This window comes from Actinomyces dentalis DSM 19115 (assembly GCF_000429225.1).
Lineage (GTDB): Bacteria > Actinomycetota > Actinomycetes > Actinomycetales > Actinomycetaceae > Actinomyces > Actinomyces dentalis.
This window is the reverse complement of record NZ_AUBL01000012.1, coordinates 27533-42592: the sequence shown is the minus strand read 5'-3', so window position 1 is coordinate 42592 and position 15060 is coordinate 27533. Positions and strand designations below refer to the sequence as shown.

The following is a 15060-nucleotide window of genomic DNA, read 5'->3' as shown; positions in this document are numbered from 1 at the left end:
CCGGGCGGTGTTGCACATTCGATCGGGACCCGTCGCCAGCGGATCGGCGGAATCGTGCGGAAACACCTCGGTGTTCAACGCCGTTGAAATCCTCCCATGTGCAGAGCGGGCCCCTCTGCACATGGGAGCCCGTCCACTAAAAATCAACATTCTAGGAAGAACCGCGGAATCATGCGGAAAACCCCGAATCAACCCGCGGGAGCGCCGCTCTCCAATGTGCAACACCCCCACGACCGGCCCGAGCCGCCCGCGCGGGCCGACGAACCTCACCACGCCGGCGTCGCGCCGCGGGGCGCCGCCCCTCTAGACTGTCGCCACCCAGTCCTCACCACGCAGGAGTCCGCATGTCATCGTCCGCCGCCTCGCTGCGCTCAGGTCTGACCATCGCCCTGGGCCGCGCGGCCCGCCTGGCCGCCCGCCTGCGCGGGGGCGGCTCGGGCGGCACCGCCCTGCCGGGCCTGGTCATGGAGAAGACGGACCCCGGCTTCCTGCGCCGCACCCTCGACCAGCTGCCCCTGGGCGTCGTCGTCGTCTCCGGCACCAACGGCAAGACGACGACGACGAAGATGGTCGTCGAGCTGCTCACCGCCCAGGGCCTGAAGGTCCTGACCAATAGGACCGGCTCGAACTTCGTGCGCGGGGTCCTGGCCTCCCTGCTCACCGAGGTCGACGCCGTCGGGCGCCTGGACGCCGACGTCGCCGTCCTCGAGCTCGACGAGGCCCACGCCGTGCGCTTCGTCCGGCGGGTCCGCCCGCGCGCGGCCCTCCTGCTCAACGTCATGCGCGACCAGCTCGACCGCTTCGGCGAGATCGACTACACCGCCTCCCTGCTGCACAAGGTCGCCGCGGCCACCACCGACGTCGTCGTCGTCAACGCCGACGACCCGCGCCTGTCCGGCCCCGCCTTCTTCGAGGGAGTGCGGGCGCGCACCGCCGCCTTCGGGGCCGGACCGGGCCTGCGCTCCCTGTTCGTCTCCGACGACGACCTGCGCACCGGCGCCGCCGTGGCGCAGCCCGCGACGCCCGGCGGGGACGCGGCCGACGATGCGGACACGGCCGGCGGCGCGGGCGCGGGCGGCGGCGCGGATGCGGCGGTCGACGCGCCCGCCGAGGCGTCCGGCGGCTCCCCGGCCGATGGCGCACCGGCGCCCGGCGGCGCGCCGGACAGTGACGCGCCCGCTGGCAGCGACCCGGCCGGCGACGGCGCGGGAACGGCCGCCGTCGAGGGAGCGGCCGCCGGTGCGGGCGCGCCCGGTGACGGCGCTCCGGCCGGGGCGGCGCGCCCCGCCCCCCGGGTGGTGCTGGAGTCGCTCCAGGACCGCGGCGCCGTCGTGCGCGTGGACGGGACCGACCACGAGGTGTCCTTCGCCATTCCCGGCGTGCACAACCAGCTCAACGCCTGCGCCGCCCTGGCCCTGGCCCTGGAGGTCCTGGGCGAGCGGGCGGACGTGGAGAAGCTGCTCGCCGCGCTCGCGCACGTCCGGGCGGCCTTCGGGCGCGGGGAGGTCCTGACCCTGGACGGGCGCGACGTCGAGCTGTCCCTGGTCAAGAACCCGGCGGGATTCCGTATGGGGCTGCTCACCGCCGAGCAGGCGGTGCGCGCGCGCGGGCCGGAGACCGTCATGATCGCCATCAACGACGAGTACGCCGACGGCCGCGACATGTCCTGGTTGTGGGACGTGGACTTCACCTGCCTGCGCGGCGAGGGCGTCGCGGTGGTCACCGGCGTGCGCGCCTGGGACATGGCCCTGCGGCTGCGCTACGACGAGGTGCCGGTGGGGACCGTCGAGCCGGACCTGGGCCGGGCCCTGACCCTGCTGCGCCGGGCGCCGGGCGCGGACGCGGACGCCGGGCCCGATGCGCCGGGTGCCGGAACGGCTGCGCCGGGCACGAGCGCCGGAGCCGGGTCCGGCGCCGCCCGACCCATGCGGGTCTTCACCACCTACACGGCGATGCTGGCGCTGCGGGCGCGGCTGGGCGAGTTGACCGAGGTCGAGGAGGTCATGAAGTGAGCACCGAGGTGAAGGTCTACGAGCACACGACGCCGGGCGCGGCCCGCGGCAGGATCCGCCTGCTCCAGCTCTACCCGCGGGACATGAACATCTACGGGGACTGGGGCAACACCCTGGTGCTCATCCGCCGCGCCCAGTGGGTCGGCTACGACGTCGAGCTGGCCTCCTACGACCCGGGCGAGGAGCTGCCGGGGGCGGTGGACCTCGTCGTGGGCGGCGGCGGGCAGGACTCCGGGCAGGAGCGCATCAAGGACGACCTCGTGATGCGCGGGCCGGAGCTGGTGGCCTGGGCGGCCGACGGCGTGCCCATGCTGGCCATCTGCGGCCTCTACCAGCTCTTCGGGCACCGCTTCCTCACGGGCACCGGCGACCAGATCCCGGGCATCGGCCTCATCGACGCCCAGACGGTGGCCGGGCCGGGCCGGCTCATCGGGAACATCGCGCTCAAGAGCGAGGACTTCGGGACCGTGATCGGCTACGAGAACCACTCGGGGCTGACCACGCTCGGCCCGGGGGCCCGGCCCTTCGGCACGGTGACCAGTGGCGACGGCAACAACGGCAGGGACCGCACCGAGGGCGCCCGGGTCCACCACGTCATCGGCACCTACCTGCACGGCTCCCTGCTGCCCAAGAACCCGCGCGTGGCCGACTGGCTGCTGGCGCGCGCCGTCGAGCACGGCGGCGGAACCTGGGAGCCGGAGCCGCTGACGGACCCGGTGGAGGAGTGGGCCGAGCGCGCCCGCAGGGTCGCCCTGTCCCGCCCGCGCTGAACGCTGACTCCGCGCCGCGGACGGTTGGCTCCTCCGATCATCGGACGCAGCCCCGCCCGCGCTGAACACGGCCTCCGCCCGCCGCCGCGTGGGCGCGAGCCCCGGATCCCGCCGCGCCGAGCGGGGCGGACGCGGATGGCCCGCGCGACCCAGCCGGCCCCGCTCCCCGCGCCGAGCGGGACGGGCGGACGCGGGACGTAGACTCGGCCCCATGCCCACACCGGAGTTCGTCCTGCGCCTGCGCGAGAAGATCGGCCACGACCAGCTGTGGCTGCCGGGGGTGAGCGTCGTCGTGGTCGACGACGCCGGTCGCATCCTGCTGGGGCGCCGCTCCGACACCGGCCGCTGGTCCATCATCGACGGCATCCCCGAACCCGGCGAGCAGCCGGCCGCCGCGGCCGCGCGCGAGTGCGAGGAGGAAGCCGGCGTGCGCCCCGAGATCCTCGCCGTCATCGGCGTCGAGACCGAGGAGCCCATCGTCTACCCCAACGGCGACCGGTGCGTCTTCCTGGACATCGGCTTCGTCGCGCGCGTCGGCGCCGAGCGGGCGGCGGCCGCCGGCGTCGGCGACGGAGAGCTGACGGCTGTGGCCTGGTTCGAGCCCGACGCGCTGCCCGCGCCCCTGACGCCCCACGCCTCGGCCCGCATCTCCGCCGCCCGGGCGTGGCTGGCGGATCCGACGACGCCCGCCCGGTTCCGGCTCCGGTAGACCCGGCGCCCCGCCCCGCCCCTCTTCCGCGAACGCGCAGGTTTCCAGTCGAACGCGCATCTCCCATCTGCGCGTTCGACTGGAAACCTGCGCGTTCGCGGAAATCGGCGGCGCGGCGGAACGGCGGCGCGGCGCCGCGGGGCCGGGCTCAGGAGCGCGGCTGGCGCTCGGCCCACTCCTTGGGGCTCACCCGCACGCCCGTGTAGAAGGGGACGTCCTGGCGCACGTGCAACCGCGCCTCGGTGTAGCGCTGGTGGTGGATGACGCCCTCCAGGCGGTCCAGGGAGTCGGCCTCGAAGCCCAGGACCCACTCGTAGTCGCTCATGCCGAAGGCCGCCAGCGTGGAGCCCTTGACGTCGGGGTACTTGGAGAAGCCGTTGCGGCCGTGCGCCGCCATGATCCGCGAGCGCTCCTCGGCGGGCAGCAGGTACCAGTCGTAGGAGCGGACGAAGGGGTAGACCATGACCCAGTCGCGCGGGGCGACGCCGCCGAAGCAGGCCGGGACGTGCTTGCGGTTGAACTCCGCCGGGGTGTGCAGGCCCATGCAGGACCATACGGGGGCGAGGTAGCGGCCGATCGCGGAGGCGCGCAGGCGGTGGTTGGCGTCCTGGAGCCTCTCGGGGTCGTCGCTGAGCCACCACACGAGCAGGTCGGCGTCGGAGCGGAAGCCGGCGACGTCGTACCAGCCGCGGGTGGTGACCTCCGAGGCGCCGATGAAGAAGAGGGACTCGCCCACGAGCCGGCGCCGGGTGTCCTCCAGCGGCGGCAGGGGGGCGGTGAGGCGGAAGACGGCGAAGAGGGCGTAGTGGAACTGGTTGTTGACGGCGTCGAGGTCGATGTCGGTGGCGTCGCGCGGGTCGTGGTGGGGGCGGCGCTCCTCGTCGTGGAAGCGGTGGATGCCGGCGGCGTCGGCGGCGTCGGCGGCGCCGGGATCGGCGATTGGGTCGGTGGCGGGATCGGTGTCAGTCATGGCGGTCTCCTTCATCGGCGTCCCGTGGCGGGGCGACTCAACGGCAACGGTAGCGCCTACCGGGGTCGGCGGGGCGGGTCCGCGGGCCCGCGAGGCGCCCGCGGGCCCATCGCGCCTACCGGGGCCGGCGGGGACGGGCGGAGTGCCCCGAAGCGGCGGGCCGGCAGCAGGACTCGGGGCACACGGTGTGGAAGGGGCCGGTGCCCGTCGTCGAGGCCGGGGCCACCTCCTCGCCCCGGGCGACGGCGGCCCGCTCGAGCAGGATGTCGGCCAGGGAGGCGATGAAGGCGGGGTGCGTGCCCGCGGTGGCCGCCCGGACGCAGGGCATGGCGAGCCGCTCGGCGGTGGCGCGGGCCTCGGTGTCCAGGTCGAAGACGACCTCCATGTGGTCGGCCACGAAGCCGATGGGGGCCACGACGACGCCGTCGGGCACGGCCACCGCGGTCCCGTCCGTGAGGCGTCCGGCGGCCAGGGCCTCCAGGTGGTCGTTGACGTCCGGCTCCAGCCACCGCGCCTGCGGCGGGCCCGAGCGCGAGCAGAAGACCAGGTCGTGCGCGGGCGCGGCCGCCGTCCCCAGGCGCCGGGCGACGGCGGGCAGGAGCACCTCTATGAACCGCCGGTGCTGGTCCACGTAGGAGATCTCGGTCGACAGGTCGGCGGCCATGCCGGGTTCGGGGGGCGCCATGCCGGGTTCGGGGGGCGCCATGCCGGGTTCGGGGGGCGCCGCGCCCGGGGCGGGGATGTCCCGCCCGTCCGCGGGCGCGTTCGCGGCGCTCCCGGGCCCGGCCCCAGTCCTCCCGGGCCCGCCCGCGGCGGTTCCGACCGCATCTCCGGCGTCCCCGAGGGCGCCGTCCCCGGCGTGCGGCGCGGATACCCCCGAATGGCTGACACGGAGTTCCAGCTGCGCGCCGTCCCCGGCGTGCGGCGCGGAGCCCCGCTCCATGCCGACGGGGATGGAGTGGGTGACCAGGACCAGGCGGATCCCCCCGAGCGGAACCCCAGCGCGCGTCAGCTCGGCGCAGGCGTCGGCGATGGCGTCGGCGTTGGCCTCCAGCATGCCGGGGGTGTTGTAGAAGGGCCGGGTCTTGTCCACGACGAGCTGGACCGGCTCCCCGCCGGCCCCGCCCACGCGGGCGGCGGCGTCGGCCTCGAAGCCCTCGCCGGTGGCGCCGTCGGTCCCGGCGGCCAGGCGCACCAGGGCGGCGGCCGTGTCCTCGCGGTACTGGCGGCACCCGGAGTAGGAGGCGTAGGCGGCGGTGGTCAGCGACAGCAGGCGCCGGGCCCCGCCGTCGGCCAGCTCGCGCATGGCCTCGGTGACGAAGGGGTGCCAGTTGCGGTTGCCGATGACCACCGGCGCGTTCGAGCCGCGGCGGGCGAGCTCGGCGCGCAGGGCCTCGAGCATCTCGGCGTTGCGGGCGTTGATGGGCGACACGCCGTCGAACCCGGCGTAGTGGCCGGAGACCTCCAGCAGCCGGGAGTCGGGCACGCCCCGTCCGGCGGTGGCGTTGCGCATGAAGGGCAGGACGTCGGCGGGGCCGGCGGGCCCCCCGTAGGACAGGACGAGGACGGCGTCGTAGGGCGCGAGGGGGTCGGCCGCAGCATCGGGCCGGCCGACGGCGGGGGCGGGCTCAGTCATTGCGCTCCTTCGGGTGGGCGGGGCGGGCGGGGTCCGCGTCGGAGCCGACGTCGGAATCGGCAGCGGGGCCCGCGTTGGAGCCGGGGTCCGCGCCGGAGCCGGGGCCGGCACCGGAGTCGGCGGCCGCGCCGGGACCGGCGGTCGTGCCGGCACTGGCAGCCGTATCGGAGCCGGAGTCGGCACCGGAGTCAGTGGCCGCACCTGAGTCAACGTCAACGCCCGCGTCGGCGATCAGGGCGCCGCCGACGTCGGAGCCCAGGACGAGTTCGAGCGCGGCGAGGTACTCGCCCTCCCGCCCCTCCCGGCCCGCCCGGTGGGCGGCGACGGTGGGGTGGTGGAGGATGCGGGCGGCCAGGTGGCGCAGGGCGCGGGCGGCGTCCTCGACGTCGACCATGCCGTCGCGGGGGCGCAGCCGGGCCAGCTCGTCCTCGACGAGGGCCTCGACGCGCTCGCGCAGGGAGCAGATGAGGGGGTCCATGCGGCGGGCGAGCCCGGCGCGGTCGAAGGCCTCGGCCTCCCGGGCGACGATGTCGCGGGCGGCGCGCACCTGCGCGGCCTCGGCCTCGGGGACGGCGCGCTGGACGGCGGCCAGGTCGATGAGCGCGACGCCGGGCAGGCGCCCGACCGACTCCTCGACGTCGCGCCGCAGCGCCAGGTCGAGCACGACCAGGGGCCGCCCTGCGGGCCCGGTGCGCCCCCCGCGTCCCTCGACGCGCGGGGCGGGCTCGGCGGGGCGGTCGGGCGGGGCCGGTTCGGCGCGGCGGCGCAGCCGGAGGGATGTGGCGACGAGCTCGCGGGTCAGGACGGGCGCGCCCAGGCCGCGGCAGGTGATGACGAGGTCGGCCAGGGCCAGGGCGCCGGGCAGCTCGGCGTCGGACACGGCCCGCAGGCCGCGGCCGGCGGCGAAAGCCCGGGCGCGGTCGGTGCGCGAGTAGACCCCGATGTCGCGCGCGCCGCGCTCGTGCAGGGCGGTGACGGTGGCGCCGGCGTAGGCGCCGGTCCCCACGAGCAGGATCCGGCAGGAGCCCAGCGGCGGCAGGAGGTCGGCGGCCAGGTCGAGGCCGACGGCGACGACGCTGCGGCCGGCGCCGGCGAGCCTCGTGGAGCCGGCGACCCGGCGGGAGGCGGCCGAGGCGTGGGACAGGGCGCGGTCGAGCTCGGCGGTCAGCGTCCCCTCGGCGCGGGCGACCGTCGCGGCGCGGCGCAGCTGGCCGGCGATCTCCCGCTCGCCCACGACCATGGACTCCAGCCCGGCGGCGGTGGCGAAGAGCTCGGCGACGGCGTCCGGGCCGCTCCAGGCGGAGGGGACGAGGGGGCCGGGGGCGGCGGACCCGGGGGCGCGGGCGTCGAGGAAGGCGGCCACGGCGCGGGCGAGCGCGGGCGAACCCGAGTCGGCGGCCCCGGGAGCCGACCCGGAGTCGGCGGGCCCGGCGCCACCGCGCTCGACGCCGGGGCCGGGGCCGGACGCCGCACCACCGGCCCCGGCCCCGGCCCCGGCGTCGGCGTCGAGCACGAGGGCCAGGCGGTTGCAGGTGGCCAGGACGACGGCGCCGCGCACGCCGGGCACCGCGCGGAGCAGGTCGGGGCCCATGCGCGCGGTGACGGCGCCCAGGCGGGCGACGGCGTCGAGCCCGTGGGCGCGGTGGTCTACGGAGAGCAGGTGAATCACGGCAGCCCGTATTGAATCATCGGGGCCCGTGCGGGGCACAATGGGCGGTGCGCCGAGGCGACCGCGTTGAGACGCCGCGTCATAATCCATATCCGGACGTTTTATCGCCGCGCCCCGGCATCCGCGCCGTTTCAACTCAGAACAGGAATGCAGCCGACCGTGGACCAGGCCCGAACCGAACCCCGCGAATCCGCGCGGGAACGTCACGCGACGTCATTTTCCGCAGGGGCGGGGATTATTCCGTGAGGACGGGTGCGCACAATTCCCCCCGGCTGGCCCGGCCCGCCCCGGCGCTGCTGCGCGCCCTGGACGGCGAGCGCCCCGACCGCACGCCCGTGTGGTTCATGCGCCAGGCCGGGCGCTCCCTGCCCGAGTACCGGGCGCTGCGCCGCCGCGAGGGCGCCCCCATGCTCGATATCTGCCTGCGCCCCGAGCAGGCCGCCGAGATCACCCTCCAGCCGGTGCGCCGCCACGGCGTCGACGCCGCCATCCTCTTCTCCGACATCATGGTGCCGCTGCGCCTGGCCGGAGTCGGGGTCCGCATCGAGCCCGGGGTCGGCCCCGTCATCACCCCGCCCGTGCGCGACGCCGCGCAGGTCGCCGAACTGACCGCCCGCCGCTACGGCGAGGGGCCCGACGGCGCGGCGGGGGCGGGGGCGATCGGTCGGGCCGTGGCCCTGGCCGTCACCGAGCTCGGCTCCCCGACCGCCCCCGACCCGGGCGGGGCGGCTGGCGCGAGCGGAACAGTCAGCGCGAGCGGGACGGCCGGCCCGAGCGGGGTCCCCGGCCCGGGCGCGGGCGGGAGCGCCGAGGGGGCCGGCGCGGCGCCGTCGGCCCGCAGCCCCCTGGGCCGGGAGCTGAGCGGACGGGAGCTGGCCGGACTGGCGCACTCGGCGGGGCGGGCCGGGTGGACGCCGCTCATCGGCTTCGGCGGGGCGCCCTTCACGCTGGCCGCCTACCTCGTCGAGGGCCGTCCCAGCCGCGACCACCTCGCCGCCCGCACCCTCATGCACGCCGACCCCGCCGCCTGGGACCGGCTCATGACCTGGTGCGCGCACCTGACCGGCGACTTCATCGCCACCCAGGTCGAGGCCGGGGCCAGCGCCGTCCAGCTGTTCGACTCCTGGGCCGGGTCCCTGTCCCCGGCCGACTACCGGGCGCGCGTCGCCCCCTACTCGGCGCTGGCGATCGAGCGGGCGCGGCGGGCGGTCAGCCCGACGACGGGGCGGCCCGCCCCCCTCATCCACTTCGGCACCGGCACCGCCCGGATCCTGGTCCCCATGCACGACGCCGGGGCCCGGGCCGTGGGCGTGGACGAGCGCACCGACCTGGCCGAAGCGATCGAGGCCCTGGCCGACTCCGCGGGCGGGCCGTGCCCGGTGCAGGGCAATATCGACCCGGCCCTGCTGGGTGCGGGCGCCGCGCCGCTGGAGCGCGCCGTCGAGACCTGCCTGGCCGCCGGGCGCGCGGCCCCCGCGCACGTGGTCAACCTCGGCCACGGGGTCCCGCCGGGCGCCGACCCGGCGGTTCTGACCGGCGTCGTGGCCAGGGTGCACGGCTCGACGTCGTGGGCGCGGACGGCCGCCGAGCCCTGGGAGCCGGACGCATGAGCGCCCCGGACGGAACCGGGGCCGCCCGGCGCGCCCGGGGGCCCGCGGGCGGGGCGGGGACGACGGCGCCAGCGCCAGCAGCGGTACCGGCGACGAGGCCTGCGGCGGAACCGGCGGCGGTACCGGCGACGGGGGCGGCGCCGCCGCCCGCCGTCTGGGATGCGGTCGTCGTCGGCGGCGGCATCGCGGGGCTCGCGGCGGCCTGGGAGCTGACCCGCGCCGGGCTGCGGCCGCTGCTGGTCGAGGCCCGCGGCTACACCGGGGGCCTCGTCGCCGGCGCCCGCATCGCCGGGGTCCGCATGGACCTGGGCGCCGAGGGCTTCGTCCTGCGCGGGCGGGCCGTATCCGAGGCGGCCGAGGCCCTCGGGCTGGAGATCGTGGGGCCGAGCGGCGGCGGGGCGCGCCTCCTCCTGCCGCCGCTGCCGGACGGCGAAGGGCCGGGCGGTGGGGGCGGGAGCCCGGCGGACGCCCTCGGCGGCCACGCCTCCGACCGCATTGCCGGCGTCCCCGGCGTCCCCGGCGCCCCCGGCGGCTCCGGCGGCCCCTGGCGCCTGCACCGCTTCCCCCGCGACTCCTTCCTCGGCATCCCCGCCGACCCGACCGCCCCCGACGTCGCGGAGGTCCTCGGCCAGGCGGGCGCGCGGCGGGCGGCCGCCGACGCCGACCTGCCCGGCCGGACGGGCACGGGCCCCGACGAGGCGGCGGACCTCGCCTCCTTCGTCACCGCCCGCATGGGACCGGCGGTCCTCGACCGGCTCGTGCGGCCCATCGTCGCCGGGATCCACGCCGCCGACCCCCGCGCGCTCGCGGCGGACACGGTGGCGCCGGGACTGCGGGAGGCGACGGCGCGGCTGGGGAGTCTGCAGGCCGCCGTCGGCGAGCTGCTCCGCCGCCGTCGGGCCCGCTCGGGCGGGCGGAGCGTGGACGTGACCACCCGGGGCGGGCTGGTCCGGCTCACCGACGCGCTGCGGAACGCCGTCGAGGCCGACGGCGGGAGCGTGCGCACCCGCACCGGTGCACAGAGCCTGCGTCCGGTGGACCCAGCGGGCGGGCCGGACGGTCCGGACGGTCCGGGCGGATCGGGCGGGCCGGACGGTCCGGACGGTCCGGGCGGATCGGGCGGGCCGGGCGGTCCGGGCGGCGGCGGTGCGGGCCCGACCGGGACGCCCGCCGCCGACTTCGGAGCGCCCGCCGCCCGCTGGGAGCTGACCCTGACCCCGACCGGCCGCGGACCCACCCCCTCGGACGAGCCGGTCGCCGTCGGTCCCGCCGAGCGCGTGCGCACCGACCGCCTCGTCCTGGCCTGCTCGGCGCCGGCGGCCGCGCGCCTGCTGGCGGGCGCCGGCGTGGAGGCGGACCCGAACGCGCCGGTCGGCTCGCCGATCGCCCGCTTCATCCTCGTGGCCCGCGCGCCGGGCCTGGCGGGCGCACCGGTGGGCTCGGGCCTGCTGGTCGCCCCGCCCGCCGCGGGGAGGGCCGCGCCGGTGCGCGCCAAGGCCCTGTCCCACCTCAGCGTCAAGTGGCCGTGGATCGGGCGGGAGCTGCGCGCGCTCCACGGCGAGGACGTCCACGCCCTGCGTCTGTCCTACGGCCGGCCCGGCGAGCCGCGCCCGGAGGTGACGCTCGACGACGCCCTGGCCGACGTCGAAGCGCTGACCGGGGCGCGCATCGCCCCCGACGACGTCATCGACCACATGCTCGTGCGCTGGGACGGGACCCTGCCGCCGGTCGACGCCGACCGCCGCGAGCGCGCCGCGGCCCTGGTCGAGCGGGTCGAGTCCCTCCCGGGCCTGGCGCTCACCGGCGCCTGGGTCGCCGGGACCGGCATCGCCGCCGTCGTCGAGCACGCCCGCTCCCGGGCCGGACGCCTGGCGGGCGCCGGGAGCGCCGAGGGCGCGGGGGACGCGAAGAACGCGGGGACCGGGCACGGGAGGGAGCGCGCATGAGCACGAATACGAGTACCGGCGCGGGCGCCGGCGCCGGGATCCCCACCGTCCGGCTCGGCACGCGCGCCTCGGCGCTGGCCCTCGCCCAGTCGCGGATGGTGGCCCGCGATCTTCGGGCCGCGGCCGCGCGGACCGGGACGGGGCTGCGGATCGAGCTGGTGACGGTGCGCACCCGCGGCGACGTCGACCCCACCGCCCTGGCGCGCCTGGGCGGTGCGGGGGTCTTCGCGGCGGCGCTGCGCACGGCGCTGCTCGACGGCGAGTGCGACCTGGCGGTCCACTCCTTCAAGGACCTGCCGACGGCGGACGCGCCCGGGCTGGTCGTCGCGGCGGTGCCGGCGCGGGAGGATCCGCGCGACGCCCTGTGCCTGCGCCCGCCGGGCCGGGCCGGGAGCGGCGGTCGTGCCGATCGGGGGCCGGGCGCCGGGCGGGCCGGGGCCGACCATTCGACCGGGGCCGCCGACCCGGCCGGGCCGGCGGAGGCGCCCGTCCCGGCCGGGTTGACCGGGCTGGACGGCCCGGCGGAGGCGCCCGAGCTGACCGGGCTGGGCGGTCCGGCCGGGCTAGTCGGGCTGACCGGACTGGGCGGCTCGAACGACCCGACCGGGCTGGGCGGGTTGACCGGACTGCGGCCCGGGGCGCGGGTGGGAACGGGCTCGCCGCGCCGGGCCGCCCAGCTGCTGTCCATCCGCCCCGACCTGGAGATCGTCGAGATCCGCGGCAACGTGCCCACGCGCCTGGCGCGCGTCGTCGGCTCGGTGGTGAGCCCGGACGGCCCCATGGGGGCGGTGCGCGAGCCCGACCTCGACGCCGTCGTCCTCGCCCTGGCCGGGCTGCGCCGGCTCGGGCTGGAGGCCTACGCGAGCCGGATCCTGGCCGCGGCGCCCGCCGGGCCCGCCCGGAGCGCCCGACCAGGCGAGCCCGCGGACCGCCCGGACCGCCCGGACCGCACCCAGTGCGCGGATCACTCGGCCCACCCAGGGCCCGCCCGGAGCGCCGGGGCGGATCCGGAGCCCGTCATGGTGCCCGCGCCGGCGCAGGGGGCGCTGGCCGTCGAGACCCGCGAGGACGTCGCGACCCGGCTGCCCGGGCTCGCCGTCGCGCTGGCGGCGCTGGACGACCCGTCCACCCGCACCGCCGTGACCGCCGAGCGCTCGCTCATGGCGCACCTGGGGGCCGGCTGCGCCGCCCCGGTGGGGGCGCTCGCCCGCCCTGACGACGGCGGGGGCAGTGGCGGCGACGGCGGCGGGGACGGGAGCGCGGCCCGGCTGCGCCTCGATGCGCTCGTCGCGTCCCCCGACGGGGCGCGGCGGCTGGTCGTCCGGGAGACCGGGCCCGCCCGGGAGGCGGAGGCGCTGGGGGCGCGGGCGGCGCGCTCGCTGCTGGAGGCGGGCGCCGCCGGGATCGCCGACCTGCGCGCCGGCAGGGCGGGTGGGAGCATCGGGGGACGCCGATGAGCACCGCGGATCCCGCGCCCGAGTCCCGGCGCGAGGCGGAGACGGCCGGCCCCGGCTCCAACTCCGGCCCCGGTTCCGACTCCAACTCTGGCTCCAGTTCCGGTTCCGGCTCCGACCGGTCCGCGCACCCGAGGGATGAGGGACCCGCCCGGCGGCCCCTGTCGGGCCGGGTCGTCCTGGTGCCGCGGCTGCGCGAGCCCGACCCGCTCGCCCGGGCGCTGCGCACCGCCGGGGCCGCGGCGGTGCGCGCGGCCCTGACCCGCGCCGTCCCGGGCGACGCGGCCGAGCTCGCGAGCGCCTCCGCCCGCCTGGCCGCCGGGGACTACGACTGGCTGGTCGTCACCTCCGCGCGCACCGTGGAAATGCTCGACGTCGGCGCAACGCCGACCTCGACGGCGGTGGCCGCGGTGGGGTCGGCGACGGCGGGCGCGCTCGCGGCGGCACTGGGACGCGACCCCGAGCTCGTGGCGGGCGGGAGCGCGCGCTCGCTGCTGGACGCGCTGGCCGGGCGGGGGGTGGCCCCCGGCGCCCGGGTGCTGCTGCCGCAGTCGGCCCTGGCGGCCCCGCTGCTGGCCGAGGGCCTGCGGGGCCTGGGCGCGCGGGTGGAGCGGGTGGACGCCTACACGACCCGCACGGTCGGGGCCGCCGACCTGCCGCCCGGATTGGTCGGACGGTGGCGGGCCGGCGGGGTGGACGCCGTCGTCGTCACGGCCGGGTCCACGGCGCGCGCCGTGGTCGAGCTGCTGGGGCCCGCGCCGCCGGGCACCGCCGTCGTCACCCTGGGCGGGCCGAGCCGGGCGGCCGCGCTGGCCGCGGGCCTGGCCCCCGACGACGCCGTCACCGCCTCCCCCTCGCCGCGGCCAGCCGACGTCGTCGCCGAGATCGGCCGCCGTCTGCGCCCGCTTCAACCGGGCTCGCGCACGGGCGCGACGCCCCCGCACCCGCCCGTCGACCGCATCGAGGAACCATGACCGAGCACCCAGAACGCCCAGAGCACACCGCCTCCCCCGCCGCGCCCGGCGGCGGCACCGCGTCCGCCGCTCCCGCCGCACCCACACCACCCGCCGCGCCCGGCAGCGCCTCCCCCGCCGCCGGCTTCCTGGCCGAGCGGGGCGTGCCGGCGCCGTCGGCCCCCTCGATCCGCCCCCGCCGCCTGCGCACCACCCCCGCCATGCGCGGCCTGGTCGCCCAGACGCGGATCTCCCCCGCCGCGCTCATCCGCCCCGTCTTCGTCCGCGAGGACATCGCCGAGCCCCGACCCATCGGCGCCATGCCGGGCCAGTGGCAGCACACGCTGGACTCCGTGCGCCGCGAGGCCGCCGCCTGCGCCGCAGCCGGCGTGGGGGCCATCGACCTGTTCGGCGTGCCCGCGACCCGCGACGAGACCGGCTCGGGGGCCTGGGCCGAGGACGGCATCCTCAACCGGGCGGTCGCGGCCGTGCGGGCCGAGGTCGGCGACGCGCTCGTCGTGTGCGCCGACACCTGCCTGGACGAGTTCACCTCCCACGGCCACTGCGGCCTCCTGCGCCCCGGGCCCGGCCCGCGCGCCGGCGAGGTCGACAACGACCCCACCCTCGCCCTCTACCAGGCGATGGCCGTGGCTCAGGCGGAGGCCGGGGCGCACATGGTCTCGCCCTCGGGCATGATGGACGGGCAGGTCGCCGCGATCCGCGCCGCCCTGGACGCCACCGGGCACGACGACGTCGCCATCCTGGCCTACTCGGCGAAGTACGCCTCGGCCTACTTCGGGCCCTTCCGCGAGGCCGTGGGGTCCACCCTCACCGGCGACCGGCGCACCTACCAGCAGGACCCGGCCAACCGGCGCGAGGGGCTGCGCGAGGCGATGCTCGACGTCGAGCAGGGCGCGGACATGGTCATGGTCAAGCCGGCCGGCCCGTACCTGGACGTGCTGGCCGACGTCGCCGCCGCCAGCCCGGTGCCGGTGGCCGCCTACCAGGTGTCGGGCGAGTACGCGATGGTCGAGGCCGCCGCCGCCAACGGGTGGATCGACCGCGAGCGCGTCATCGCCGAGTCGGTGCTGGGGATCGTGCGCGCCGGGGCGGACTGCGTGCTCACCTACTGGGCGCGCGAACTCGCCGAGGGCCTGGGCGGGCGGTGAGCGCGGGGAGCCGCGTCCGCCCGCCCCGGACTCCGGGGGCGAACTCGAGGGCGGCCAGGCTCACCTCGCCGGCACCCCTGCCCATCCCGTCCATCCTGCTCACTCCGTCCACCCCGCCTGCCCCGTTCGCCCCACCTGCATCACCCGCCTCACCACAGGCGC

11 protein-coding genes are annotated in these 15060 nt (G+C 78.2%); 8 read left to right on the top strand and 3 right to left on the bottom strand.

Annotated elements, in window-relative coordinates; all coding sequences use genetic code 11:
- The first annotated feature begins 365 nt into the window (after window positions 1-365).
- From G446_RS0104100 to G446_RS0104090, 3 genes are all read left to right on the top strand, one after another.
- On the top strand, window positions 366-2012 hold the full coding sequence (locus G446_RS0104100; RefSeq protein ID WP_026409184.1) for a MurT ligase domain-containing protein: 1647 nt from the start codon (window positions 366-368) through the stop codon (window positions 2010-2012).
- Window positions 2009-2782 carry a type 1 glutamine amidotransferase gene (locus G446_RS0104095; RefSeq protein ID WP_281170206.1) on the top strand — a complete coding sequence of 258 codons (774 nt, stop codon included), beginning with the start codon at window positions 2009-2011 and terminating at the stop codon, window positions 2780-2782. The genes G446_RS0104100 and G446_RS0104095 overlap by 4 nt, the downstream gene beginning before the upstream one ends.
- A 211-nt stretch (window positions 2783-2993) precedes the next feature.
- Window positions 2994-3491, top strand: coding sequence for an NUDIX domain-containing protein (locus G446_RS0104090; protein ID WP_026409182.1), 498 nt, complete (start codon window positions 2994-2996; stop codon window positions 3489-3491).
- 148 nt (window positions 3492-3639) lie between these two features.
- On the opposite strand, the gene hemQ is transcribed toward G446_RS0104090, so the two are convergent.
- The 3 genes from hemQ to G446_RS15860 all read right to left on the bottom strand — a co-directional run bounded on the left by hemQ (window position 3640) and on the right by G446_RS15860 (window position 7757).
- Window positions 3640-4461, bottom strand: coding sequence for a hydrogen peroxide-dependent heme synthase (gene hemQ, locus G446_RS0104085; RefSeq protein ID WP_026409181.1), 822 nt, complete (start codon window positions 4459-4461; stop codon window positions 3640-3642).
- A 115-nt stretch (window positions 4462-4576) separates the two neighbouring features.
- Window positions 4577-6097 (bottom strand): ferrochelatase, encoded by a 1521-nt coding sequence (locus tag G446_RS15865; RefSeq protein ID WP_084778971.1) that lies wholly within the window; start codon window positions 6095-6097, stop codon window positions 4577-4579.
- Entirely contained in the window at window positions 6090-7757 is a 1668-nt protein-coding gene (locus tag G446_RS15860; RefSeq protein ID WP_483756930.1) for a glutamyl-tRNA reductase, read from the bottom strand. The genes G446_RS15865 and G446_RS15860 overlap by 8 nt, the downstream gene beginning before the upstream one ends.
- A 251-nt stretch (window positions 7758-8008) precedes the next feature.
- Here G446_RS15860 and G446_RS15855 point away from each other — a divergent pair, with 251 nt between their 5' ends.
- The 5 genes from G446_RS15855 to hemB are packed head-to-tail and all read left to right on the top strand — an operon-like array spanning window position 8009 to window position 14898.
- Entirely contained in the window at window positions 8009-9376 is a 1368-nt protein-coding gene (locus G446_RS15855) for a uroporphyrinogen decarboxylase (RefSeq protein ID WP_051285631.1), read from the top strand.
- Entirely contained in the window at window positions 9373-11322 is a 1950-nt protein-coding gene (locus tag G446_RS15850) for a protoporphyrinogen/coproporphyrinogen oxidase (RefSeq protein ID WP_084778984.1), read from the top strand. The genes G446_RS15855 and G446_RS15850 overlap by 4 nt, the downstream gene beginning before the upstream one ends.
- Window positions 11319-12779 (top strand): hydroxymethylbilane synthase, encoded by a 1461-nt coding sequence (locus G446_RS15845; protein WP_245574579.1) that lies wholly within the window; start codon window positions 11319-11321, stop codon window positions 12777-12779. Before G446_RS15850 ends, G446_RS15845 begins: the two co-directional genes overlap by 4 nt.
- Entirely contained in the window at window positions 12776-13750 is a 975-nt protein-coding gene (locus G446_RS20555) for a uroporphyrinogen-III synthase (RefSeq protein WP_156916511.1), read from the top strand. The genes G446_RS15845 and G446_RS20555 overlap by 4 nt, the downstream gene beginning before the upstream one ends.
- Complete coding sequence (hemB, locus tag G446_RS0104050) at window positions 13747-14898, top strand: porphobilinogen synthase (RefSeq protein WP_084778969.1); 1152 nt, start codon at window positions 13747-13749, stop codon at window positions 14896-14898. The genes G446_RS20555 and hemB overlap by 4 nt, the downstream gene beginning before the upstream one ends.
- Window positions 14899-15060 lie beyond the last annotated feature (162 nt).

Coding starts and splice junctions, on each gene's coding strand:
- G446_RS0104090 (WP_026409182.1), top strand. CDS start 2,994: ATGCCCACACCGGAGTTCGTCCTGCGCCTGCGCGAGAAGATCGGCCAC.
- hemQ (WP_026409181.1), bottom strand. CDS start 4,461: ATGACTGACACCGATCCCGCCACCGACCCAATCGCCGATCCCGGCGCC.
- G446_RS15865 (WP_084778971.1), bottom strand. CDS start 6,097: ATGACTGAGCCCGCCCCCGCCGTCGGCCGGCCCGATGCTGCGGCCGAC.
- G446_RS15850 (WP_084778984.1), top strand. CDS start 9,373: ATGAGCGCCCCGGACGGAACCGGGGCCGCCCGGCGCGCCCGGGGGCCC.
- G446_RS15845 (WP_245574579.1), top strand. CDS start 11,319: ATGAGCACGAATACGAGTACCGGCGCGGGCGCCGGCGCCGGGATCCCC.
- G446_RS20555 (WP_156916511.1), top strand. CDS start 12,776: ATGAGCACCGCGGATCCCGCGCCCGAGTCCCGGCGCGAGGCGGAGACG.
- hemB (WP_084778969.1), top strand. CDS start 13,747: ATGACCGAGCACCCAGAACGCCCAGAGCACACCGCCTCCCCCGCCGCG.